Origin of the sequence: Rhizobium sp. YTU87027, from assembly GCF_050644135.1 — a bacterium.
GTDB lineage: Bacteria > Pseudomonadota > Alphaproteobacteria > Rhizobiales > Rhizobiaceae > Rhizobium.
Genome location: NZ_CP098440.1, coordinates 3,778,513 through 3,803,027, shown reverse-complemented (window position 1 = coordinate 3,803,027; position 24,515 = coordinate 3,778,513). Strand labels below are relative to the sequence as shown.

At 61.7% G+C, this 24,515-nt stretch carries 22 protein-coding genes; 14 read left to right on the top strand and 8 right to left on the bottom strand.

Going from position 1 to position 24,515, the window contains the following annotated elements:
* Positions 1-838: 838 nt before the first annotated feature.
* From rpsT to mutM, 3 genes are all read right to left on the bottom strand, one after another.
* Positions 839-1,117, bottom strand: coding sequence for a 30S ribosomal protein S20 (gene rpsT / locus NBG89_RS18775; RefSeq protein ID WP_431321185.1), 279 nt, complete (start codon positions 1,115-1,117; stop codon positions 839-841).
* A gap of 185 nt (positions 1,118-1,302) precedes the next feature.
* The gene (locus NBG89_RS18770) at positions 1,303-2,076 is read right to left on the bottom strand and encodes an enoyl-CoA hydratase (protein WP_088691139.1); all 774 of its coding nucleotides are present in this window, start codon (positions 2,074-2,076) and stop codon (positions 1,303-1,305) included.
* A 14-nt stretch (positions 2,077-2,090) separates the two neighbouring features.
* Positions 2,091-2,981 (bottom strand): bifunctional DNA-formamidopyrimidine glycosylase/DNA-(apurinic or apyrimidinic site) lyase, encoded by an 891-nt coding sequence (gene mutM, locus NBG89_RS18765; RefSeq protein ID WP_431321184.1) that lies wholly within the window; start codon positions 2,979-2,981, stop codon positions 2,091-2,093.
* Between the two features lie 151 nt (positions 2,982-3,132).
* Here mutM and ubiE point away from each other — a divergent pair, with 151 nt between their 5' ends.
* The 9 genes from ubiE to NBG89_RS18720 all read left to right on the top strand — a co-directional run bounded on the left by ubiE (position 3,133) and on the right by NBG89_RS18720 (position 14,045).
* Entirely contained in the window at positions 3,133-3,909 is a 777-nt protein-coding gene (gene ubiE / locus NBG89_RS18760) for a bifunctional demethylmenaquinone methyltransferase/2-methoxy-6-polyprenyl-1,4-benzoquinol methylase UbiE (protein WP_431321183.1), read from the top strand.
* 56 nt (positions 3,910-3,965) lie between these two features.
* Positions 3,966-5,540: a 2-polyprenylphenol 6-hydroxylase gene (gene ubiB / locus NBG89_RS18755; protein WP_431321182.1), complete on the top strand. Its 1,575-nt coding sequence runs from the start codon at positions 3,966-3,968 to the stop codon at positions 5,538-5,540.
* 92 nt (positions 5,541-5,632) lie between these two features.
* On the top strand, positions 5,633-7,216 hold the full coding sequence (locus tag NBG89_RS18750) for an aromatic amino acid lyase (protein WP_431321181.1): 1,584 nt from the start codon (positions 5,633-5,635) through the stop codon (positions 7,214-7,216).
* 30 nt (positions 7,217-7,246) lie between these two features.
* On the top strand, positions 7,247-8,629 hold the full coding sequence (locus NBG89_RS18745) for a dihydroorotase (RefSeq protein ID WP_431321180.1): 1,383 nt from the start codon (positions 7,247-7,249) through the stop codon (positions 8,627-8,629).
* On the top strand, positions 8,626-9,888 hold the full coding sequence (locus NBG89_RS18740; protein WP_431321179.1) for a Zn-dependent hydrolase: 1,263 nt from the start codon (positions 8,626-8,628) through the stop codon (positions 9,886-9,888). The genes NBG89_RS18745 and NBG89_RS18740 overlap by 4 nt, the downstream gene beginning before the upstream one ends.
* The gene (locus tag NBG89_RS18735; RefSeq protein ID WP_431321178.1) at positions 9,888-10,985 is read left to right on the top strand and encodes a DUF917 domain-containing protein; all 1,098 of its coding nucleotides are present in this window, start codon (positions 9,888-9,890) and stop codon (positions 10,983-10,985) included. The genes NBG89_RS18740 and NBG89_RS18735 overlap by 1 nt, the downstream gene beginning before the upstream one ends.
* Before the next feature lie 2 nt (positions 10,986-10,987).
* Positions 10,988-11,317 carry a TfoX/Sxy family protein gene (locus NBG89_RS18730; RefSeq protein WP_431321177.1) on the top strand — a complete coding sequence of 110 codons (330 nt, stop codon included), beginning with the start codon at positions 10,988-10,990 and terminating at the stop codon, positions 11,315-11,317.
* 51 nt (positions 11,318-11,368) lie between these two features.
* Positions 11,369-13,030, top strand: coding sequence for a urocanate hydratase (locus tag NBG89_RS18725; RefSeq protein WP_431321176.1), 1,662 nt, complete (start codon positions 11,369-11,371; stop codon positions 13,028-13,030).
* Positions 13,031-13,166: 136 nt separating this feature from the next.
* Positions 13,167-14,045, top strand: a complete 879-nt coding sequence (locus NBG89_RS18720) for a DMT family transporter (protein WP_431321175.1) — start codon at positions 13,167-13,169, stop codon at positions 14,043-14,045.
* A 27-nt stretch (positions 14,046-14,072) separates the two neighbouring features.
* On the opposite strand, the gene NBG89_RS18715 is transcribed toward NBG89_RS18720, so the two are convergent.
* Positions 14,073-15,353 (bottom strand): MFS transporter, encoded by a 1,281-nt coding sequence (locus tag NBG89_RS18715; protein WP_431321174.1) that lies wholly within the window; start codon positions 15,351-15,353, stop codon positions 14,073-14,075.
* 96 nt (positions 15,354-15,449) lie between these two features.
* Here NBG89_RS18715 and NBG89_RS18710 point away from each other — a divergent pair, with 96 nt between their 5' ends.
* A complete protein-coding gene (locus NBG89_RS18710) occupies positions 15,450-16,322 on the top strand; it encodes a LysR family transcriptional regulator (protein ID WP_431321173.1) in 873 nt (290 codons plus the stop codon).
* On the opposite strand, the gene NBG89_RS18705 is transcribed toward NBG89_RS18710, so the two are convergent.
* Positions 16,323-17,228, bottom strand: a complete 906-nt coding sequence (locus NBG89_RS18705; RefSeq protein ID WP_431321172.1) for a LysR substrate-binding domain-containing protein — start codon at positions 17,226-17,228, stop codon at positions 16,323-16,325. It abuts the gene before it with no gap.
* Positions 17,229-17,354: 126 nt separating this feature from the next.
* Here NBG89_RS18705 and NBG89_RS18700 point away from each other — a divergent pair, with 126 nt between their 5' ends.
* Complete coding sequence (locus tag NBG89_RS18700) at positions 17,355-18,119, top strand: SDR family oxidoreductase (protein WP_431321171.1); 765 nt, start codon at positions 17,355-17,357, stop codon at positions 18,117-18,119.
* 103 nt (positions 18,120-18,222) lie between these two features.
* On the top strand, positions 18,223-18,972 hold the full coding sequence (locus NBG89_RS18695; protein WP_431321170.1) for an SDR family oxidoreductase: 750 nt from the start codon (positions 18,223-18,225) through the stop codon (positions 18,970-18,972).
* 112 nt (positions 18,973-19,084) lie between these two features.
* On the opposite strand, the gene NBG89_RS18690 is transcribed toward NBG89_RS18695, so the two are convergent.
* Together NBG89_RS18690 and NBG89_RS18685 are read right to left on the bottom strand one after the other, a co-directional pair.
* On the bottom strand, positions 19,085-20,455 hold the full coding sequence (locus NBG89_RS18690) for a PepSY-associated TM helix domain-containing protein (protein WP_431321169.1): 1,371 nt from the start codon (positions 20,453-20,455) through the stop codon (positions 19,085-19,087).
* A gap of 65 nt (positions 20,456-20,520) precedes the next feature.
* A complete protein-coding gene (locus NBG89_RS18685) occupies positions 20,521-20,928 on the bottom strand; it encodes a hypothetical protein (RefSeq protein WP_431321168.1) in 408 nt (135 codons plus the stop codon).
* 123 nt (positions 20,929-21,051) lie between these two features.
* Here NBG89_RS18685 and coaBC point away from each other — a divergent pair, with 123 nt between their 5' ends.
* A complete protein-coding gene (coaBC, locus tag NBG89_RS18680; protein ID WP_431322738.1) occupies positions 21,052-22,260 on the top strand; it encodes a bifunctional phosphopantothenoylcysteine decarboxylase/phosphopantothenate--cysteine ligase CoaBC in 1,209 nt (402 codons plus the stop codon).
* On the opposite strand, the gene NBG89_RS18675 is transcribed toward coaBC, so the two are convergent.
* Positions 22,250-23,059, bottom strand: a complete 810-nt coding sequence (locus NBG89_RS18675) for a class II glutamine amidotransferase (protein WP_431321167.1) — start codon at positions 23,057-23,059, stop codon at positions 22,250-22,252. The genes coaBC and NBG89_RS18675 overlap by 11 nt on opposite strands.
* A gap of 263 nt (positions 23,060-23,322) precedes the next feature.
* Here NBG89_RS18675 and NBG89_RS18670 point away from each other — a divergent pair, with 263 nt between their 5' ends.
* Positions 23,323-24,234, top strand: coding sequence for a pirin family protein (locus NBG89_RS18670; RefSeq protein WP_431321166.1), 912 nt, complete (start codon positions 23,323-23,325; stop codon positions 24,232-24,234).
* Positions 24,235-24,515 lie beyond the last annotated feature (281 nt).

Sequence of the window (24,515 nt, the reverse complement as noted above, 5' to 3'; positions counted from 1 at the left end):
CATGCCGCCTTCCATTCGTCGGCCGACTTTGTTTCGTCGCCCGATTATTTCCCCGCTATGGCTAGAAAGTAGCACCCTCATGAGCCACTCGCCTGCCGGTTCACTCAAATACTGCCCCACTCACAGGATGCTCCCGGGAAAGCGCGAGCCCGCATCATGCGGTTCGACTGCATTCCCTCGGACTGGATGCCGTTCCTCGTAACACCGGCGTCCAATCGTCCTGCCACGACTTCTCTTCCCCATTCCGGTTTCACGCAACGCGTGCAACCAACACACAAAACATCACCGTTCCGCGACAGCCACGTCGCGGTCAAAAATGCTCAAGTGCGTGAAAAACCGGAGACTTAAACTCTCCGTAACAAGTGGCACAGGTTCAACGCCCCGCCGACGTGGCAGTTTCAGACCAAGCCTTCACAGGTGATGTCTGGACCCCTTGTTGATCGGCATTTAGGCAGGATCGAATGCGGGAATCAACGATGAATTTTACGCAAAATTAAGAGCGGCCCGTTGACTCGGGGGGCAGTTTTTGAGCGTCACATCGGTGTCAAAAAAGAATCGCTTTTGAATCAAGGAGATTCCCCTCGCCGGCATTTTTGACACGCATAAAAAGAAAAAAATAAAAAAGCTTCTTGACTCTGCTCAGACCGCAGATTGTGGGCCCCGAGTCGGGCGCACCTGAAGTATCCTACAACAAGTATTTGTTTTTATTGCTTTTTTCGTGTCATACGCTCGACATGAAATCGTCGCCGAATTAACCATACGGAAGCCAGTCGGCAGAATCGAAAAAGCCCGACAAAGTTGCCGGGCTAATCATAATGATAGGCTTATTAACGAAAGATTATGCGGTCACAGAAACCGACAGAGCCTTCACACGAGCTGCCAGGCGCGAAACCTTGCGGGAAGCCGTGTTGGAGTGCAGCACGCCCTTGCTTGCGGCGCGAGCCAGTTCCGGCTGCGCGGCGAGGAAAGCTTCCTTTGCCTTGGCAGCATCACCAGATGCGATTGCCTCTTCGACCTTGCGAACGAAAGTACGAACGCGCGAGCGACGAGCCTTATTGACGTCGGTACGGCGGGCGATCTTGCGGGTCGCTTTTTTCGCCGAAGTTGTATTGGCCATGGATGCCTCTCTAAGAATTCGAACAAACTCCGTCATCACCGCGGGCCTTGCGGCCACTTCATACAGCAATGCGGGAGCATAATCGGAAAACCGGAGTGGCTTCCCGAACCGTGGGCGGGCATATAACCCTAAAGCCGACCCACGTCAACGCGCATTTTCGAGGAAACGCCGCCTTTCTCCAAGGCTCAGCGGTTCTTGAAGGCAGGCTTACGCTTTTCGATGAAAGCCGTCATCCCCTCTTTCTGATCTTCGGTCGAAAACAGGCTATGGAAAAGGCGGCGCTCGAAGCGCAGACCTTCATCCAATGTTGTCTCGAGCGCGCGGTTTACCGCCTCCTTTGCCATCAGCACGGACGGACGCGACAGCGAGGCAATCTTGGCGGCCGCCTCCAGTGCCTCGTCCAGCAGCCGCTCGGGCGCCACCACACGCGAAACGAGTCCTGCGCGCTCGGCTTCGGCAGCGTCCATCATGCGGCCTGTCAGGATCAGATCCATGGCCTTATATCTGCCGACGGCGCGCGTCAGTCGCTGTGAGCCACCCATGCCGGGGATGACGCCGAGCGTGATTTCGGGCTGGCCGAACTTGGCGGTTTCCGAGGCGATGATAATGTCACACATCATGGCAAGCTCGCAGCCGCCGCCGAGCGCAAAACCGCTGACGGCCGCGATCACAGGCTTGCGCACCTTTGCAACGTCGTCCCAGCCGCTCATCAGGTCGCGGCTATAGACATCGACATAGCTGAGCGGCTGCATTTCCTTGATGTCGGCGCCGGCGGCGAATGCGCGGTCGGAACCCGTCAGCACCATGGCGCCGACGGCATCGTCGGCCTGAAAGGCTTCGTAGGCCTGCAGAAGCTCCTTCAGCACCGTCGAATTCAGCGCGTTCAGCGCCTGCGGGCGATTCAAGGTGATCAACCCGACCGCGCCGCGGGTTTCGACGATCAGCGTTTCATAGGCCATGGACAATCCTCCCATTATTTTTGACAGGCAGGGCAATAGAAGGTCGAGCGCCCTGCCTGGACGATGCGTGCGACCGTACCGCTGCAGCCGGGCGTGCGGCAAGGTAGACTTTCGCGATCATAGACCGAGAAGGAGTGCTGGAAATAACCAAGCGAGCCGTCGGTCTGGATATGATCGCGCAGCGACGACCCGCCGGCCTTGATGGCATCGGCGATGACATCGCGGATCGAGGAGACGAGGAGATCCATCTGCTTGGTTGGCTTGCCGGTCTTGGTGACGACAGTCGCCGCAGCCCGCGTCGGGCGCAGGTGCGCACGCCACAACGCCTCGCAGACATAGATGTTGCCGAGCCCGGCAATATTCTTCTGATCGAGCAGCGCGCTCTTCAGCGGCTGCGCCTTATCCTTGAAGCGTTCCGCCAGATAGGCGGCACTGAGTTCGTTGCCGGTCGGCTCAGGCCCGAGACCGAAGAGGAAGGGATTGAGGTCAAGCTCGGAGCGCTGCGCCACATCCATGAAGCCGAAGCGGCGCGGGTCATTATAGATGACACGGCTGATGCCTTTCGGGCCTTCCAGATGGAAGATCGCGTGATCGTGCTTTTCGTCCTTCGAGCGCGGATGATGAAATTCGCCCGGCGCATCGGAAAGAGGCCCCGCCTCGATGCGGAAGGAGCCGGACATGCCAAGATGCGAGATGATCGTCGTGCCATCGTCGAGGTCGATCAGCAGATACTTGGCGCGACGGCCCAGCGCAACGATATTGCGGCCGGTCGCACGCGCCTCCAAGCCATCAGGAAAAGGAAACCGCAGGTCCTTACGGCGCAACTCCAGGCGCGCGATCCGCGCGCCTTCCATGGCAGGGGCAAGCCCGCGTCTGACGGTTTCGACTTCTGGCAATTCCGGCATCTTAACCCATCTATATCTAACATGTTTCAACCACGGGCGTTGTGCGCTATAGCGCCAAGGTGCCGCGGCTTTGACCGTGGCCCACAGATAGCGCCGCGCGCGTCCGTTCGCTATGGTCGCCGCGCCGATTTCAGATAGATGGAGTATTTCGATGTCAGAAAGCCGTACCTCCGCCGAAGGCGGCATGGAAACATCCTACGGCTTCCGCGAAGTGGCGGATGGTGAAAAGCAGGGTCTCGTCAACGAGGTCTTCCACAAGGTCGCCAAGCGCTACGACATCATGAACGACGTCATGTCGGTCGGCATGCACCGCGTCTGGAAGGACGCGATGATTGCGGCGCTGAACCCGCGCAAGGAGCCCGGCTACAAGGTTCTCGACGTTGCCGGCGGCACAGGAGACATCGCATTTCGTATCGTCGAGGCCTCCAACCGGCAGGCGCATGCGACCGTGCTCGACATCAACGGCTCGATGCTTGCCGTCGGCGCCGAGCGCGCCGCCAAGAAGAAGCTCTCCGACAACCTGACTTTCGTCGAGGCGAACGCCGAGGACTTGCCGTTCGAGCCGAACAGCTTCGATGCCTATACGATCGCTTTCGGCATCCGCAACGTGCCGCGCATCGACGTGGCCCTCAGCGAAGCCTATCGCGTGCTAAAGCGCGGCGGCCGGCTGCTCGTGCTTGAATTTTCCGAAGTCGACATGCCGCTGCTCGACCGCATCTATGACAGCTGGTCCTTCAATGCCATTCCGAAATTCGGCAAGGCGATCACCGGCGAGGCCGAGCCCTATCAGTATCTCGTCGAATCGATCCGCAAGTTCCCCAACCAAGAGAACTTCGCCGAAATGATCCGCAAAGCCGGCTTCTCGCGCGTGAGCTTCACCAACTATACCGGCGGCATCGCAGCCCTCCATTCCGGCTGGAAGCTCTGAGGCATGGTTCTAGGTACACCGTTCACCCGCTCGCTTTCGCAGGCAGGCAATCCGGCATGAGCACTCTGGGAGCATATTTCCGGCTCTGGCGCGTCGGCTGGATTCTCGTGCGCGAAGGCGTGATTTCGGCCCTGCCGTCGGAAGATCTTCCGCCCTCGATCGGGCTTGCCAAGTCGTTTGTCGGTGTCTTCGCGCGCAATCGTTCGAAATCGAAGAAGCGCAGTGACCGACTGGCGCAAGCCGTTGAAAGGCTCGGCCCTTCCTATGTGAAGATCGGGCAGTTCCTGGCAACGCGCCCGGATGTTGTTGGCGTCGAGTTCGCCGATGATCTGTCGCAGCTTCAGGATCGCATGGCGTTCTTTCCGCTCGCAGCCGCCAAGGCGAGCATTTCTGGGTCTCTCGGTCGCCCGATCGAGGAGCTTTACGCGAGCTTCGGCGACCCAATTGCAGCGGCGTCGATTGCCCAGGTGCACGCGGCCGAGGTCGATACGCCTGCTGGACGCAAGAAGGTTGCCGTCAAAGTCGTTCGCCCCGGCGTACGTCAACGCTTCTCGCATGATATCGAGGCGATGTATCTCGTCGCTCACATGCAGGAACGCTTCATGCCTTCAAGCCGGCGGCTGAGGCCGGTGGAGGTCACGAAGACCTTGGAGCAGACGACCAAGGTCGAAATGGACCTCCGCCTTGAGGCGGCAGCCCTTTCCGAGATTGCAGAGAATACCGAGAAAGACCCAGGCTTCCGTGTGCCGAAGGTCGATTGGGAACGCACCGGCCGCGACGTGATCACCATGGAGTGGATCGACGGCGTGAAGATGTCTGATGTCGAGGGCCTGCGCGCCGCCGGCCACGATCTCAATGTGCTCGCCGACACGCTGATCCAGTCGTTTCTTCGCCACACGCTGCGCGATGGCTTCTTCCACGCCGACATGCATCCCGGGAACCTTTTTGTCGACGAGCATGGCGATATCGTCGCGGTCGACATGGGGATCGTCGGACGACTGGGGAAAAAGGAACGCCGCTTCCTGGCCGAAATCCTCTTTGGCTTCATCACCCGCGACTATATCAGAGTCGCGGAAGTCCACTTCGAGGCAGGCTACGTGCCGGGCCACCACAATGTCGAGAGCTTCGCGCAGGCAATCCGCGCGATCGGTGAGCCGATCCATGGCCAGCCCGCTGAAACCATCTCGATGGGCAAGCTGCTGACGCTCTTGTTCGAGGTAACCGAACTCTTCGACATGGCGACGCGACCGGAACTGGTCATGTTGCAGAAGACCATGGTGGTGGTCGAAGGCGTGTCGCGCATGCTCAATCCACGCTTCAACATGTGGAAGGCGTCCGAACCCGTCGTCGGCGATTGGATCCGCAACAATCTTGGCCCGAAGCGGATCGTCACCGATCTCAAGGACGGGTTGAAGGCGGCGGTCAAGCTCGCCGAAGCGGCGCCTGAAATTGCCGCCAAGACCGAGAAGTTCCACCATCAACTGCTGCAGATGAGCGAGCACGGATTGCGATTCGACGCGGAAACGGCCGATGCGATCGGCAAATCCGAAGCGCGCCACAATCGCTCCGGTCGGTTGGCCCTCTGGATTATCGCGCTCACCCTTCTTTATATTGCCTGGGTGGTGACCTGATCCATCGCAGCAATGCATGCTGTGTTCGATATTTGGGATATCCCATCAAGTAGCGCCGTCGCATAGTCTCACTTTTCAAGGAGATATGGCAGATGAAGCATGAACGCCCCCGCATCGAACTTTCCGGGCAACCGCTCAGCTTTGCCGAGATGGTGAGGATCGGATCGGGAAAGGCGGCGCTTTCAGCTTCAGCAACCGGCATGGCCCGCGTCGAGATCGCGCGCGGGATCGTCGAGGATGCGATCAAGACTGGAATGCCAGTCTACGGCGCGACCACCGGCGTCGGCGCCATGAAGGATGTCGAGTGGTCTCCCGAGGATCTCGACGCCTTCAATCTCGGGCTGGTGCGGGCGCATCACTTCGGCACCGGTACGCCATTTTCATGCTCGGTCGTGCGCAACGCGATGGCCATCCGCATCAATACCGCGCTGACGGGGCAAGTCGGCTGCACGCCTGAACTCGTCAATGCTTATATGCAGATGCTTGAGGCGGATATCATTCCGGTCGTCCGCCGTACCGGCTCCATTGGCTGCGCCGATATCGGCCTGATGGGACAGATCGGCGCGGTGCTGACGGGAGTCGGGGAAGCCGTTCACCGCGGCAAGCGCATGCAGGCTGCCGACGCCTTCGCCGCTGCCGGCATGAAGCCCTTTACGATGGCCCCGCGCGACAGCCTGGCCTCGCTCAGCGTCAACGCCGTGAGCTTTGCCGCGGCAGCGGACGCAACCCGTAATGCTGCGGCTTCGATTCGCGTGCTGCTGGCCTCCGGCATGATGGCTTCAGGTGCACTCGGCGCTTCCCGCGATCCGTGGCTTTCTGTCCGACATGTCGGCACCTCCCGGGAGGCCTTGATCGGCTCCTGGCTCTGCAATGCATCAGACGCTTGGCAATGGCCAGTCAAAACCCACGTTCAGGACCCATTGAGCCTGCGGATGATCGCGCAGGTCTTCGGTGCCGTCATCGAGAACCTGCTGACGACAGGCCACAAGATCCTGGCAGCCACCGGACGCTCCGATGACAACCCTGTCGTCGTCGAGGGCCGGGTCATGACCTCAGGCGGCTCTCTTCCGCTCGATGTGACGATCCTGCTGGAATCGGCGGCTCTCTGCATGGCGCACGCCGCCCGCAACGCTTTCAACCGCTGCGTCCTGCTCGGTAACGGCCAGCGCCGCGACCTGCCGGTCAATCTCGTGCCGCCCGGCCGTATTGCCACCGGTTTCGGCCCGATCATCAAGCTGGCCGGCGAAATCTTTTCCCGCGTGCTGTCGATGTCGAACCCGGTTTCGGCGCAGTCGCTGGTGGTTGCGGCCGGCCTCGAGGACGAGGCGGCGTTCCTGCCGCTGGTGATCGAGCGTTTCGAACGCCAGATGCGCGCCCTGATGCGCCTTGCCGCGCTTGAAGCGCTGCTTTCGGCACAGGCCGTGGACATCCTCGGCGACAAGCCGAAGGGCGTCGGCGGAATGCTCTACGATGTCGTTCGCAAGCATGCGGATTTCTACACGGTCGACCGGCCGCTGTCGGCGGAAGTGGAAGCGATCGAGGAAGAGCTTGGTTCCGATGCCTTCATGTCCAAGCTCATCGAAGAGGTGCCGATCGCATCCTTCGACGATTTCTTTGCGCTCGGCTCGCTGGCGCGCATCGAGCAGCGCCTGACCCAGGAACCGGTCGCCATCTGATCCCTTCAATGTTGCCACGGAGAAAGCGGCATGGCTGATTTCGATCTCGTTCTTCAAGGCACGGTCGTTCTGCCGGAGCGCATCCTGGAAGTCGGCTACGTCGCCGTCCGCGATGGGAAGATTGCGGAAGTCGGCCTCGGCGTACCACCTGCCGCGCGCGAACGCCATCTCCTCGGCAAGGCATTGATCCTGCCGGGAGCCATCGACGCCCAGGTTCACTCGCTGTCGCAGAAGGACCAGGAGGACTTCATCTGGTCGACCCGCTCGGCTGCTGCCGGCGGTGTGACGACGATCGTCGACATGCCCTACGATGAAGGCAACCTCGTCTGCTCGGCGGTAGCCGTGAAGAAGAAAATCGCCCATGCCGGCCCGCAGGCGCGGGTCGATTTTGCGCTCTACGGCACCGTCGATCCCGAGGAAGGCGCCAAGCGGGTCCCCGAAATGGTCGCTGCAGGCGTTGCCGCCTTCAAGTTCTCGACCTTCGGCACGGATCCGAAACGTTTTCCACGCATTCCCCCTGCCCTGCTGGACGAATGCTTTGCCGCGATCGCCCCGACGGGGCTGACGGCCGGCGTCCACAACGAGGATGACGAGGCTGTGCGCACCTACATGCAGCGCGTGAAAGCAAGCGGGATCACGGATTGGCGGGCACATGGACTGTCGCGGCCGCCGATCACCGAACTGCTGGCGATGCACACGATCTTCGAAACCGGCGCCAACACGGGATGCCCGTCGCATGTGGTGCATTGCTCGCTCGGACGCGGCTATGACATCGCACACGCCTATCGCCGCGACGGCTTCAAGGCGACGGTCGAGTGCTGCATTCACTATCTGACGCTGGACGAGGAAAACGACGTCAAGCGCCTCGGCGGCAAGGCAAAGATCAATCCGCCGATCCGGCCGCGGGCCGAGGTCGAGGCGCTGTGGCGCAGGGTTGCGGAGGGCAATGTCTGGCTGGTCTCGACGGATCACGTCAGCTGGTCGGAAAATCGGAAGACCAATCCTGACATGCTCGCGAACGCGTCCGGCGGGCCCGGGCTCGAAGTGATGGTGCCGCTCTTCATCAAGGGGGCCTCCGAGCGCGGCATCCCGCTGACCTGGGCGGCCAAGCTAATGGCCGAAAACCCGGCGAAGCATTTCCGCCTCGATCACGTCAAGGGCGCGCTCACGCCAGGCAAAGACGCTGATATCGTCGTGCTCGAGCCGCGTGAAACGGTCTATGACGCGGCGGCCAGCGGCAACAACGTGGTCGGCTGGAGCCCCTACAACGGTATCCGCCTTCCCTGGACGGTCGCCGCGACCTATCTGCGCGGTAGCAAGATCACCGATGGCGTGACCGTGCTGGCTGAACCGGGCACCGGCCAATTTGTGCGGCCGCTGCCAAGGCAGGTGATCGCTGGAGCCGCAGAATGAGCAGAAACCTGCCGGTCAATCCAGATCGTATCGCAGAGGATATCGACGCCCTGGCGGGGATCACCGAACCCGGCCATCCCTGGACCCGTCGCGCCTTCTCGCCGCTCTTTCTCGAGGGGCGCGCCTATATCGAAGCCCGCATGCGGGCGGCTGGCCTTGAGACAAGGATCGATGCCGCCGGCAATCTGATCGGCAAGCGGCGGGGCGCCACCGACGGGCTCGGCACGATGATGCTCGGTTCGCACTCGGATACCGTGCCTGATGGTGGTCGCTTCGACGGCATTGCCGGCGTGGTGGCCGCACTTGAGGTCGCTCGTGCGCTCAGCGATAAGGGCATCGAGCTAGATCACGACCTGGAGATCGTCGATTTCCTTGCGGAGGAGGTCAGCATCTTCGGCGTCTCCTGCATCGGCAGCCGGGGAATGACCGGGCAACTGCCGCAAGCCTGGCTTTCCCGCGTGACGGATGGACGTGATCTCGCCGAGGCGATTGCCGAGGTTGGCGGCCGCCCGGGCGTGCTGCAGCAGCAAAACAGGCCCGATATTGCCGGCTTTCTCGAACTGCATATCGAGCAGGGCCCGGTCCTTGAGAACGAGAAGAAGGATATCGGCATCGTCACCGCGATTGCCGGGATCACCCGGATTGAGATTGTCGTCGAGGGGCGCGCCGACCATGCCGGGACGACGCCGATGGATAGCCGCTCGGATGCACTGGTCGGTGCCGCGCAACTGGTTCTCGATATCTGCAATGCCGCAGCCACCCGCGCGAAGACACCGGGGCATTTCGCTGCGACAGTCGGCGAGTTCCGGATCGAGCCGAATGCGGCCAACGTCGTCCCCTCGAAGGTCGTCCTGCTGATCGATGGGCGCGCGGAGGTTCGCAACGACATGGAAGCCTTCTGCGAATGGCTGGACGAACACGTCATAAAGTTAGCCATCGCTTACGGAGTGTCGATCAAGAGCCCGATGCGCGTCTCCGACAACTATCCGACGCCGAGCAACGCCGGACTGCTAAAAACGCTTGAAAAGGCGTGCGAAACCGTCGGCGCCAAACACCGCCGCATGGCCTCGGGCGCCGGCCACGACATGGCCTGGATTGCCAAGGTCGCACCTGCCGCCATGATCTTCGTGCCCTGCAAGGAGGGACGCAGCCACTCCGCTGACGAATGGGCTGACAATGATGACATCGCGCTTGGCGCGGCCGTGCTTTTCGAAGCCGTCATCGACATGGACAAGAGCTTGAAGCAGGAGAATGCCTGATGGGACGCATACTCGTTGAGAAGGATGTCGAAGCTGCCGTCAAGGGCGGATCGGTCTACGCCGCCGGTGGCGGTGGCTGGGCGGATCATGGCCGCATGCTCGGCCATGCCGCGGTCAACGTCGGCAAGCCGGAACTCGTATCGATCGACGAGTTGAAGGACGACGACTGGATCGCGACCGCCGCTGCAATCGGCGCGCCCGCCTCCACGACCCCCTGGGAAATGCAGGGCATCGACTACGTGAAGGCCGTGCAGCTGCTGCAGGACGAACTCGGCGAGAAACTGTCCGGCCTGATCATCGGCCAGAACGGTAAGTCATCAACGCTGAACGGCTGGCTGCCCTCCGCCATTCTCGGAACCAAGGTCGTCGATGCCGTCGGCGATATCCGCGCGCATCCGACCGGCGACATGGGTTCGATCGGCATGGCGGCCGCGCCGGAACAGATGATCCAGACGGCGGTCGGCGGCAACCGCGCCGAGAACCGTTACATCGAGCTTGTCGTGAAGGGGGCGACGGCGAAGATCTCCCCGATCCTGCGCGCGGCCTCCGACCAGTCGGGCGGCTTCATCGCCAGCTGCCGCAATCCGCTACGCGCCTCCTATGTGCGCACCCACGCAGCACTTGGCGGTATCTCGATGGCCCTGGCGCTGGGCGAAGCGATCATCGCTGCGGAGAAGGTCGGCGGCTCGGCCGTGATCGACGCCATCTGTAAGACCACCGGCGGCCACATCCTCGCAGAAGGCATCATCACCAAGAAGGACGTCGTCTATACCAAGGAAGCCTTCGACATCGGCACGATCGTGGTCGGCTCCGGCGACAAGGCGGTGACCATGCATGTGATGAACGAATACATGGCCGTCGACGACATCGAGGGCAAACGGATCGCGACCTTCCCCTCGGTCATCACAACCCTCTCGCCCGAGGGCGAACCGCTGAGCGTCGGACAGTTGAAGGGCGGCATGCATGTCTTCATCCTGCATGTGCCGATGAACATCATTCCGCTGTCGGCCAGCGTTCTCGACCCGACCGTCTACCCCCCGGTGGAGAAGGCGATGGGCATCGAGCTTGCCCGCTACGCGCTCGCGGCAAGGGCCTGATCATGGCGCGGGACGTCGGCCTCGAGGAATTGCTGAGGGAAGAGCTGGGCGCCATGTCCGGTCTCAGCGAAAAGCCGATGTTCGGTGGGCTGGCCTTCCTGCTCGACGGGAATCTCCTCTGCGGCGCCCGACAGGACGGTATGCTGATCCGCCTCGGCAAAGGCAACGACGGCTGGGCGCTCGACTTGCCCGGCGCCGCGCAGATGATTTCCAGTGGCCGTGCCATGCACGGCTGGGTCAGGGTCGGCGCGGAGATTTACGGCGATGACGATATGCGGCGCCGTCTCCTGGAGGCCGCCATCGCTTTTGTGCGCTCCCTGCCCGCCAAGTGAGGAACATGGGCCCCCGAGACCCAAAAAGACAGAGATAGAGGAACGACCAAGATGCCGAAGCCCAATCCCCGTCATCCGAAATTTCCGATTCCGGGCGGACCGGAGCTCCGCGCCAAGGGTTGGCGGCAGGAGGCTCTGCTGCGGCTTCTGGAAAACGTTCTCTCCGTCGGCGAGGATCCTGACAATCTCATCGTCTACGCCGCGCTCGGCAAGGCCGCGCGCAATTGGGCAGCACACAAGGGCATCGTCAAGGCACTGACCGAAATGGACGAGGACCAGACGCTGCTCATCCAGTCTGGCAAGCCGATCGGCCTTGTGAAGACGCACGCGAAGGCGCCGCTTGTCATCATGGCGAACTGCAACATCGTCGGCCAATGGGCAAAGGCCGAGGTCTTCTACGAGCTGCAGCGGAAGGGGCTGATTTGTTGGGGCGGGCTGACGGCGGGCGCCTGGCAGTATATCGGCAGCCAGGGCGTCATCCAGGGCACCTACGAAATCTTCATGCGCATTGCCGAACGGCGGTTCGGCGGGGACCTCTTCGGGCGCTTCGCGCTGACAGCAGGGCTCGGCGGCATGGGCGGCGCGCAGCCGCTCGCTGGCCGCATGGCGGGTGCCGCCATCCTCTGCGTCGACATCGATCCGGAGCGCGCGAAGAAGCGGCAGGAGATCGGCTACCTGCAGGAAATCGCGCCGGATCTCGATGCCGCGCTCGCCATGATCGATGCCGCTGTGAAGGACAAGCGGGCGCTTTCGGTCGGCCTCGTAGGCAACGCGGCGGAAATTTATCCCGAGATCGCGCGGCGCGGCATCGTGCCCGATATCGTCACCGACCAGACGTCTGCGCACGATCTTGTCTATGGTTACGTGCCGAAGGGCATGAGCCTTGCGCAGGTTCGCGAGTTGCGCGACGACGGCCAGGGACAGTTGATGGCGGCAAGCCGCGCTTCGATCGTGCAGCACGTGACCGCAATGCTGGACTTCCAGAAGAAGGGCGCCGAGGTCTTCGACAACGGCAACCTCATTCGCACACAGGCGAAAGAGGGCGGCGTCGCCAGCGCCTTTGACATTCCGATCTTCACCGAAGCCTATCTGCGGCCGCTCTTTGCGCGGGCAATCGGTCCCTTCCGCTGGATGGCACTGTCGGGCGAGGAAGGCGATATCGCCCGGATCGATGATCTGCTGCTCGAAATGTTCCCCGAGAACAAGATCATCACCAACTGGATTCGGCTGGCGCGCGAGCATGTGCCCTTCGAGGGACTGCCGGCCCGCATTGCCTGGCTCGGCCACGGCGAACGCACGATACTCGCCCGCCGGGTGAACGAACTCGTCGCAAGCGGTGAGTTGAAAGGACCCGTCGCCTTCTCGCGCGACCATCTCGATGCCGGGGCAATGGCGCATCCGAACATCATGACCGAGCGGATGAAAGACGGCTCCGACGCGATCGCCGATTGGCCGTTGATCGATGCTATGATGCTCTGCTCGTCGATGGCCGATCTCGTCGTCGTCCATTCTGGCGGCGGCGGCTATGCCGGCTACATGACGAGCTGCGGCGTCACCGTCGTAGCCGATGGTACCGAGGCCGCCGACGAGCGGCTCGACCATGCGCTCACCAACGACACGGCGCTTGGTGTCATGCGCTACGCCGATGCCGGCTATGACGAGGCGTTGGACGAGGTGGCAAGGAAGGACGTTCCCTATATCCGGCTCGGATAGTCCGCGGCGCCTGTCTCGGACGCATTTTCTGTCGGATTGCGCTGTGGCGTGGCGCAACGGATCGATCGCTGGTCGTACGTCTCTGATAGAGATCGGATGTCGAACCGACGCTGCCTTCCAACGAACGGACCTCGCCATGCAGCCTCGCACCTATGGTACGCTCCTCGTCAGCATTGCTACGGTCATGTGGAGCACCGCGGGGCTCTTCGTCCGGGCGCTTGACCTCGATGTCTGGACGGTGCTCGGATGGCGCTCGCTGTTTGGTGGACTGGCGCTGTCGATCATCATTTTGGCAAAGAAGCGGATCAGTGCCGAGCCCGGCAAGGTGCCGCTCTATTTCTATCCGCTGTTTGGTCTGATGGCCGCCATTTCGATGTACAGCTATATTGGCGCGCTCAAGCTGACGACCGTCGCCAACGTGCTGGCGATCTATGCGACCGTTCCCTTCGTCGCCGCAGCCATCGCCTATCTCTGGCTAAAGGAGAAGATCAGTCGGCGCGTGCTTATCGCCAGTATGATCGCCTTCGTCGGCGTCCTGATTGTTGCAGGTTTCGGGGCGAGGCCCCAGGACATTGCGGGCAACGCGCTGGCGTTGCTGATGACGCTGACCTTCAGCATTCTGCTTGTGGCAGCACGACGTTACCCTGCACTGCGGCTGGCACCAGTCAACGCGCTTGGATCCGGCTTCTGTGTGTTGCTCTGCCTGCCTCTGATGTCTCATGCACTGCTAAGCCCGCAGGAAATCCTGGTGCTTGCCGTTTTCGGGTCGACGACATCGGGGATCGCCTATCTGCTGTTCATGACCGGGGGCCGCTATATTCCGTCGAGTGAGGCCGGGTTGATCGGATTGCTCGATGTCGTGCTCGGCCCGCTCTGGGTCTGGCTTGCCTTCTCTGAGACGCCAACTCTTTCCACGATCATTGGTGGCGTGATTATCCTGATCTCTGTTTTCTGGTATCTCGGCAGTGGCATGACAGCGTCGCAGCAGGCACGGCGCACGCTGAAAAGCGTGTAGTCGGCTTTGGTTTCTCGCAAATGATCGCTACCGTTTCGCCACCCTTGCGGCGACAAACGCCGCCACCATGCCAAGTGCGAGCAGTGACAGCGTAAAGATCACGACAGCATTCCAGCCGTCTGCGCCCCAGAAATAGCCGCCGACGGAACCGGCAACGCTTGAGCCGATGTAATACGAGAGCAGATAGAGCGCGGAAGCGTGCCCCTTGGTGCCGCGGGCAAGCCGGCCAACGAGGGCGCTGGCAACAGAGTGAGCGACGAAGAAGCCTGACGTCAGCAGCACGATGCCAAACACAATCAGCGGCAAACAGGATGAGAGCGTTGCGGCCACACCCAAGGCCGCGACCGCGATGCCGGCCGGAAGAACGATGAAGTGACCGATGCGGTCGCCGAGCATGCCAGCAATCCACGAGGCGGCGATGCCGAACAGGTAGACCGTGAAGATCAGGCCAAGCTCGGTTTGATTGAGGCTGTATGGCGGCTGAACAAGGCGGAAGCCGATGTAGTTGTAGACCGTGACGAAGGTGCCCATGGCGAGAAAGCCGATGGCAAAGAGCAACGGCAGCGCCGGGTTGCTGATATGGCCAGCCCAGGCCCTCACGTGAAACCGGGCGTCAAAACCCTTGCGCGGCGCAAAATTGCGCGATGCGGGAAGCAGCAGGAAGAAGCCGATTGCCGCAGCAAGGCCGAGCGCGCCGAGCGCACCCAACGCAATGCGCCAGGAGAAAAATTCAGCCAGCGTGCCGGTGACGACGCGGCCAGCCATGCCACCGAACGCATTCCCCGCAATATAGAGGCCCATCGAGGCGCCAAGACCACGGGGATCGATCTCCTCTGAGAGATAGGCCATGGCAACGGCCGGCACGCCGCCGAGCAACAGCCCTTCAAGCGCACGGATGACAAGCAGCGCGTGCCAACTCGGCACGAGGGCGCAGGCGATCGTGCACAGGGAAGCGCCAAGCAGAGAGACGAACATCAGGCTGCGGCGGCCGAAGCTTTCGGAGACAGCCGCCGCACAGAAGATGGCGAAGGCGAGAAAACCGGTCGACAGGGACAAGGACAGTGAGCTCGCCGCCGGGCTCACTCCGAAGTCCGCAGCGAAGATCGGCATCAGCGGCTGCACGCAATAGAGCAGCGAGAAGGTAGCAAAGCCGGAGAGGAAGAGTGCAAGGCTGGCGCGCCGATAGGACGAGGTGCCGCGCAGCAGAAACTGTTTGTCCTGCGGTTCCGCCGTCGTTCGCACGAGCTGGAGATTTGGACGCGGGTGGATTTCGGAGACGTCTAAGAGCTTGTCTGCGGCGCGTTGCATGAGAGCACCAACCTTTCACGCCTTTTGATCTAGCCAGCGGCGCGCCATTTGTCCAATATATGAAAGTGCCATTCTTCATAGCTTTTGGAGATACCGATGGAGTTGCGCCATATCCGCTATTTCCTGGCCGTGGCCGAAGAGGGAAATTTCACCCGCGCCGCAGCGAAGCTCGGCATCGGCCAGCCGCCGCTCAGCCAGCAAATCCGCGACCTTGAGAAGGAGGTAGGTGCCGTGCTGTTTCATCGCGTTCCGCATGGCGCGGAACTGACGGAGGCCGGGAATGCCTTCCTCCCGGAAGGACGGGCTGCCATCGCGGCTGCCGAGAAAGCGAAGCTCGCGGCACAGCGCGCCACCCGTGGCGAGACGGGGCGGCTGGCGCTCGGCTTTACCGCATCCTCTGCCTTCAACACGGCGGTCAGCGGCACAATCCGTCGCTTTCGCGGACAGTGGCCCGATGTCAGCCTTTCGCTGAGTGAGATGAACAGCAACTGGTTGATGGAGAAACTGCTGCGGCAGGAAATCGACGTTGCCTTCATCAGGCCCGGGCTGGAGGATCCGAAAGACGTCACGCTGAAACGACTGGCCGATGAGCCGATGCTGATCGCTTTGCCGGCGCACCACGCGCTCGTGAAATACGAGAAGGTGCCGCTCTCGGCGCTTGCCGGCGAGCCTTTCATTCTGTTCCCACGCACGGTTGGTCTCAGTCTCTATGACGACATCGTGCGCGGCTGTCGCGATGCCGGTTTCGAACTGATCGTGACACAGGAGGCGCCGCAGATCCCATCGGTCGTCAATCTTGTCGCCGCCGATCTGGGCGTCTCGATCGTACCCGCCTCGATCGCCCATCTGGCACTTGATGGCGTGGCCTACCGGCCGATCGAGGGGCCGCCACTGGTAGCGCGTCTCGGCCTTGCGGTGCTGAAGGCTCAGCGCTCGCGCGTCGCAGCAAACATGATGAGCCTCATCTGATCAGCCAGCAGGATCCCAATAGGGTGGATCGCCGAAGCTCTTGCGCAGGTGGTCGGCGACAGCGCGCAGCTTGGCGGACGGATTGCGCCCCTCCGGATGCGCCATGTAGATGAACTCGGCTTCCGGCCTGTAGCCGACATCGATCTCCTGCAGCTGTCCCACACTGATCGCAGGCCCAGCGATGAAGGCTGGTAGAAGCGCGATTCCGAGACCGGCGGCCGCGGCATCGCGGATCATGTCTCCGTTGTTCATGCCGACGACCTGACTTGCCCGCACAACGATCGCTCCATCCGGGGTCTGGAACCGCCAGTCGGCAACGCCCCGGTTGGTGTAGAAGATACCTTTATGGCCGTCGAGATCGGCAAGGGTCTTCGGCACACCATGGCGGCCGAGATAATCCGGCGAGGCGACCAGAAGCCGACGACTGCGGCTGAGCTTCCATACCACCAGCCGGGAGTCGACGATCGGCCCATGGCGGACCACGGCATCATACCCTTCCGAGGAAACATCGACGCGGCGGTCGTCGATGTCGAGCACAAGCTGGATCTCCGGGTGCTCGGCCAGAAACGGGTATAGCGCAGGGCCAAGATGCATGCGCCCGAAGGTGACGGGGGCGGCAATGCGCAACGGGCCAGACAGCGTGCCGCGACGTACCGCCATCTCGGCAGTGGCTTCCTCGATTTCCTGAACGATCCGGTTCGCACGCTCCAGAAAGGCCGTGCCGTCTTCCGTCAGGGTGAGTTTTCGCGTGGTGCGATGCAGAAGCACACCGCCAAGCGATTTTTCAAGCTCCGCCAGTCGCTCGCTGACAACAGACTTCGATAGGCGCAGGCGCCGGGCGGCCTCGCTGACCGAGCCAGATTCAACAATCGCCACGAAAGCCGTTATTCCCTCAACCCTGATCATCGTTCGGCAAATCCGAATTCGAGTTCCACCATTTGGAGACTAATCCGAACGAAAAGAAAATGCCATCTTCTGCCCATCGAAAGGGACGGCAATCGCCACCCACAACCCAACACTGGAGATGGAACAATGAATCGCTTGAATGGAAAAGTCGCCATTGTCACCGGCGCAAGCGCCGGCATCGGTCGCGCAACAGCCAAGCTCTTTGCTGCCGAGGGCGCAAAGGTCGTGGTCGGCGCCCGCCGCCAGGCAGAACTTGAAAGCCTGGTGGCCGAGATCAAGGCAGCCGGTGGAGACGCCGTCGCCGTTGCCGGCGACGTCGTCTCGGAAGACTATCACAAGGCGCTGGTCGCCACCGCAGTCGATCGCTACGGCAAGCTCGACATTGCTTTCAACAATGCCGGCATCCTTGGTGAAGCCGGTCCTAGCACTGGTGTTTCGGAAGCCGGTTTCACGGAAGCGCTGACAATCAACCTGACAGCCTCCTTCCTGGCTGCCAAACATCAGATCGGCCAGATGGAGAAGAACGGCGGCGGCTCGGTCATATTCACCTCGACTTTCGTCGGCTACAGCTTCGCCTTCCCGGGCGTTGCCGCTTATGCCGCCAGCAAGTCCGGCCTCATCGGCCTGACGCAGGCGCTCGCTGCCGAATTCGGTGCGAAGAATGTGCGCGTCAACGCCGTTCTGCCTGGTGCTGTCGACACCGACATGTATCGCGAGATGAACGATACCGAAGGCAAGCAGAGCTTCATCACCAACCTGCATGCACTGAAGCGTGTCGCTGCGCCTGAGGAGCTTGCCCGCTCCGTGCTCTACTTCGCATCCGACGACTCGAGCTTCGTCACAGGCACGGCCTCGCTGGTCGACGGCGGCGCGTCAATCACCCGCACCTGATGCTGCGCCCGACTATCCGCTCTGACTGGACGGGCCGTCCGGAAAAGAGCGGATTATCGCGGCGTCATGCGCTCGCCCAACGGAAACACAAGGACCCACGACAATGGCACGCTTACAGAACAAGACAGCCCTGATCACCGGCGGCACCAGCGGCATCGGCCTCGAAACCGCCCGTCAATTCATCGCCGAAGGCGCTCGCGTTGCCATCACCAGCAGTAGCGAAAAGAACATCGAGGCCGCGCGCGCCGAATTTGGCGACAAGGCGTTGGTCATACAGGCGGATGCGGGCAACGCTGCTGGCCAGAAGGCCGTCGCCGCAGCAATCAAGGATGTTTTCGGCCACCTCGACATTCTCTTCGTCAATGCCGGCGTCGCCGAATTCGGCCCGCTCGAACAGTGGAGCGAGGAAGCCTTCGACAAGTCGATCGCGATCAACGTCAAGGGCCCGTTCTTCCTGATCCAAGCGCTTTTGCCACTGTTTTCGAAGCAGGCTTCGATCGTTCTCAACACGTCGATCAATGCCCATATCGGCATGCCGAACTCCAGCGTCTACGCCCTGACCAAGGGCGCGCTGCTGACGCTTGCAAAGACGCTCTCTGGCGAACTGATCGGCCGCGGCATCCGCGTCAACGCGGTCAGTCCCGGCCCGATCGCGACACCGCTCTATGGCAAGTTGGGCATGTCGGAAGCCGACTCCAAGGCGATGGCGGCACAGATCCAGTCACAGATCCCGATCGGCAGGTTCGGCGATGCCGGCGAAGTTGCCAAGACCATCATCTTCCTCGCCTCCGACGAGGCTGCCTACATCGTCGGCAGCGAACTCGTCATCGATGGCGGGATGAGCAACCTCTAGGACAGAGCAAGCTATCAGAGGTGCGTGAGAAAGGCCGCGGATTCTCTCCTCCGCAGCCCTTCTGCTGTCTATCGGCTGGACGGGACGCGAGCGTGTCCGCCTCCCAGCGATGTCAGATCGATCGTAATTTTCTGGACCTGATGTAGAGCCAATCCAGGCCGAGCATAACGATGAGCGACAGGCCAACGAGCGGGAAGATCACCCCGCCGACAGCGAGTATCGCGATCAGACCGCGAAACACGCGCTTGTCAGCAGGCAAAGGCGGGACGCCGAGCGAGCCCGCCGGGCGCCGCTTCCACCACATGATCGCAGCCGAAACCGCAAGCAGGATGATCGCCACGCAAGCGGCGAGCAGCACGAGCTGGTTCACAAGCCCGAATTGCTGGCCGAGATGGGTGTTGATCCCCCACTCAAGCGATTTGCCCAGAGGACCGTAGTCAGCATAGCTCATGTCGATCAGCGGCGTTCCGGAATACTGGTCGAGATGCACGACCCGCTGCCGCGAGAGATCGTCGGGATAGACCGACCCGGTAAACACGCCATCCGCTGTGGTCGGTATGTTGACGGCGTAGCCACGATGCAGGCCAAGACGGTCGAACGTGGCGACAGCGTCGTCGAGACCGATCGGCTGTGCATGATGCGCGTGCCCGGGAGACTGCGGTACCTGCGCCTGCTCCAGCGACCACGAGGTCTTGGCAATGTGATCGAGATGCTCGTCTGACATCGGTACGGCGACGCGGACGCCGGCGGGATAGCCGAAGTTATTGCCGTTCGCCCATTCGTTGACCTTGGCGCCCCAGACCCCGGACCAAGGCATGCCTGTAATCGCCAGAAAGACGATGAAGAAGCCAACGAAGATCCCGGTCACGGCGTGCGTGTCCCGCCAAAAGACCCGGCGTTTCGGCGTACCGCGAACGGAAAAAACGCCCCCGGTCTGCCGCCGCGGCCACCACAGATAGATGCCCGTGGCAACCAGCAGGATCGACCAGCCCGCCACGATTTCGATCAGCATGCGCGCGTAATTTCCGAAATATTTGAGGCTGTGAAGATAGCGGATCGTCCACATGACGGTGCCGCGATCCGGCAATGCGCCCAGCACCTTGGCGGTGTAGGGATTAATGTATACGGCAAGTTTGCCGGCCGCCTCGGTGCCGACGGTGATTTCGGCAGCGGCGTCGGGCGTGGCCGGGTCGGTGAATTTGACTGCAGTTCCAGGGTAGACAGCAACGGCGGCAGCCACCATCGCTGTAGGTGCCGCGCGGTTTACGCCTGGCTGCACTGCGACGCGCCTGAGATCGGAATGGATCGCCGCATCGATCTCATCCTTGAAGAGATAAAGGCCGCCGGTGATTGCCAGCGTAATCATGAAAGGCAGGACGAGAAGGCCTGCGTAAAAATGCCAACGCCAGACGGCGCGGTAGAGGTCGGAGGCGGAGCGCACCGAAGCGCCAACGCTCTCGCGACCGATAATAAGATCGGACATGGAGGACTCCCAACGTAAGAAAATCGACCTCTGCGCAACAGGCGTGGAGGCGGACGACGACGACGTCAGGCCATGATGGGAGGCGCACGCGGTTCGGCGATCCGTCCGCGTAAAGCAAGCGAAACGACTTCGTCCGCCCGGATCTTTGTGTCGATCGCGGTCTCGACCGCGACATAAAGAGGGGCCGCCTGGCCGCCGAGAATTGCCGGCATGGCAGTCGATGCGAGCCGGCAGAGCGTGCCGCACGGGCATTCCGGCACCTTCTTCGCCGGCAAATTACCGTGGACTGCATCATTGACGGAACCGTGTCCACCTGAGGAACAAATGATCGCGAAGGGATCGGCGGCGGGTGCCGCCGTGGCACCCTGCGCAGTCCCGGTCAGCAGCGCTTGAATCAAAAGCAGACAGGCAAACAACAGCGCCACGGCGCTGGCCGACACTCGATCGCGCAAGATGCTCCGCATAGTCCCCATGCTTCGCTCCATGCCACGGGAGGGCGGCATTGTCACTGCGACCGATGCGCTTCCGCTGCCGATTGCTTATTATTCCCCAAAGGCTTAGGGTTTAATGCAATCAGATAATCGATGGAAAAAGCCATGGTTCTCAGCGGCAAACGCATCCTCCTCATCATTTCAGGCGGGATCGCGGCCTATAAAAGCCTGGACCTGATCCGGCGGTTCAGAGAGCGGGGCGCGTCCGTTCGACCGCTAATGACAACAGGCGCGCAGGAATTCGTGACACCGCTTGCCGTCGGCGCGCTTGCGGCCGACCATGTGTTCACCGACCTCTTCTCGCGGCAGGACGAGCAGGATGTCGGCCATATCCGGCTGGCCCGCGATTGCGACCTCGTCGTGATCGCGCCGGCGACGGCCGACCTGCTCGCCAAGATGGCGAACGGGCTTGCGGACGATCTTGCCTCAACCGTTCTGCTCGCAACCGACCGGCCGGTGCTTGCGGCACCCGCCATGAACCCGCATATGTGGGCGCATCCTGCGACGAAGCGCAATGTCGAGACGCTGCGCGGCGACCGCATTCACTTCATCGGACCCATGCCAGGCGAGATGGCGGAGAGCCGCGAAGCGGGCGTGGGGCGGATGGCCGAGCCGCTCGAGATCGTCGCCGCCGCGGAAGCGTTGCTCCACGATGGGCCGAAGCCGCTTGCCGGCCGCAGGGCGATCGTCACCTCCGGGCCAACCCACGAGCCGATCGACCCTGTGCGCTACATCGCCAATCGCTCGTCTGGCCGCCAAGGGCACGCGATCGCCGCCGCGCTTGCGACGCTCGGCGCGGATGTGACGCTCGTTTCCGGACCGGTCTCCATTCCGGATCCGGTCGGCGTCAAGGTGATCCATGTCGAGCGAGCGGACCAGATGCGGGATGCCGTGCTTGCCGCGCTGCCGGCCGATGTTGCCGTGATGGTTGCGGCCGTCGCTGACTGGCGCGTTGCATCAGCCGCCGACCAGAAGATCAAGAAGCATCCGGGCGAATCCATTCCGACGCTCGCGCTGACTGAAAATCCCGATATTCTAAAAACGGTCGGCCACCACACGATGCGGCCAAAACTGGTCATCGGCTTCGCGGCCGAGACCCAGGATGTCGAGAGTAACGCCAGGGCAAAGCTTGATCGCAAGGGTGCCGATATCATCGTGGCCAACGATGTTTCGCCGGCAACAGGCATCATGGGCGGTGTCCGCAACAGGGTGAAGATCGTCGCCCACGGCGGCATCGAGCTCTGGCCGGATCTTGCGAAGGAAGAGGTTGCAACGAGGCTCGCGGCAATGATTGCCGAAAGACTCAAGCAGTGATCGCCACCGGGCCGGTCCTTGCCACCGCCTGGACCGGACGAAACGGTGCGATATCGAGACCATTGTCGCCGAGCGTAACGGCGCTGCCATCCGGGATTTCCGCCCAGGCATCGACGTCGTCATTGAGCGGTTCCGATACCAGGCAATAACCCTTGCCGAGCGGTGAGGCGTAAAGCGTCGGCGCCTTGCGGTCGGTCGCATAGCGGATCGCGTAGAGCGCCTTGCCATCGGAGAAGGCCGCCGTGTAGCGCAACAGCACCGATCCAAGCAGCTTCTCGGCAAGGCCTTCAACGAAGCGGATCATCTCCGCCATTGCGGCCATCGGCGTCTGCTGCAGACCGAACTGCAGGGCGAGCAGGAACATCAGTTCGGAATCGGTCGTCCCGCCGCGGGCGTTGAAGAGTTCGTCATCCAGCATGGCTTCCATAGGGCGGCGCAGCCGTTCGAAGCCGGAAATCTGGCCGTTGTGCATGAAGGACCAGTTGCCGAAGGTGAAAGGATGACAGTTGTCACGACGGGTACCGCCACCCGTCGCGGCGCGGACATGCGCGAGGAACAAAGGTGAGCGGATCTGCCGCGCAAGGCTCGTCAGGTTGCAGTCGGACCATGCCGGCAAAGTATCGCGATAACGGCCCGGTTCCGGGCGGTCGCCATACCAGGCGATGCCGAAGCCGTCGCCATTGGTTGGGGTCTTGGCCCGGGTGGCGCAATGCGACTGCTCGATCAGGGAGTGCGCGGGCGAGGACACCAGTTCCTCCAGATAGAGGGGGTCTCCGCGATAGGCTGCCCAGCGACACATGCTCTTTCCACTCCGGAATCCGCTCCGTTGGAGGCGGGAGAAATGCTGAAACGCGACGACAATTGTCGAATCTGATGGTTAATAAGATCTGAACCACGTTGTGGCTTGCAAGCAGAAGACGACAAATTTCTGACGGTTGGCGCGATCACATTGCGCGATGCCGCATCTTCTTTTGTGAACAGTGCGTTCCCGCCTCCGCTGGTTTCGCAGAGGCCGGCTCGATGGCTATATTTCCGGTCAAGTTGAACCTTCGAGAGGATGCCATGTCGATCCGTCCCGTAAAGCATATGAGCACTGCAACTCCGACCATGGAAGGCGCCGGCGTGAAGCTGCATCGCGTCTTCGGCTTCGGCGATCCGTCGATGACCGATCCGTTCCTGATGATGGACGATTTCCGCAACGACAATCCGGCGGAATATATTCGCGGCTTTCCCTGGCATCCGCACCGCGGCATCGAGACGATCACCTATGTGCTCGCTGGCACGGGGGAGCACGGCGACAGCCTCGGCAATCGCGGTCTGCTGGGCGCAGGCGACATCCAGTGGATGACGGCCGGAAGCGGCATCATGCACCAGGAAATGCCGAAGGGCGATTTTGCCGGACGGATGCACGGCTTCCAGCTTTGGGCCAACCTGCCCTCGTCTCTGAAGATGACGGCGCCGCGCTATCAGGACGTCAAATCCGCCGACATTCCTGTTGTGGTCGATGACGACGGCACGGCCGTTCGCGTGATCTGCGGCGACTTCTGGGGCAAAGCAGGCCCGGTCGATGGCGTGGCAGCCGAACCGATCTATCTCGATGTCTCGGTGCCGCCAGGCAAGAAGAAGCGCCTGCCGGTCGACACCTACCGCAATGCTTTTGCCTATGTCTTCGCAGGCTCCGGCACGTTCCGCGACGCCTCCAAGCCGTTCGGCGTCCGTGTCGAGAAGGAAGTCAACGGTGAAGAGTTGAACATCCGTGATATGTCCGGCAACCGGACGCTCGTCGTCTTCGACAGCGGTGACGAGGTAACCGTGCAGGCCGGCGACGAAGGCATCCGCTTTCTGCTCGTTTCGGGCAAGCCGATCGAAGAGCCGGTCGCCTGGCATGGGCCGATCGTCATGAACTCCCGAGAGGAGATCATGCAGGCGATGCGAGAACTGCAGAACGGCACGTTTATCAAGGCAGCACATTGAGCCGGCTTAATCCACAGGCCTTGATGTCGAAGCTGCACACCGATGCTATACGGCAATATACCATTGTAAACATTGCAGTCTTGCCAGCGGCGCGGAGATGGAATCACGTAGCCCGGAAGTTATGATGGGACCTTGGTCGGGATTTCTTCTTGCATCGCGGGCGAATCATCCTACTTTCTTCTCATCGACAACAGAACGAAAGGAAGGTGATCCAATGTCTAATGAGATTTCAGACCTCGTAAAAGGCATGGAAGTGGTGATGAAAGCGAGGCAGCCCTCGC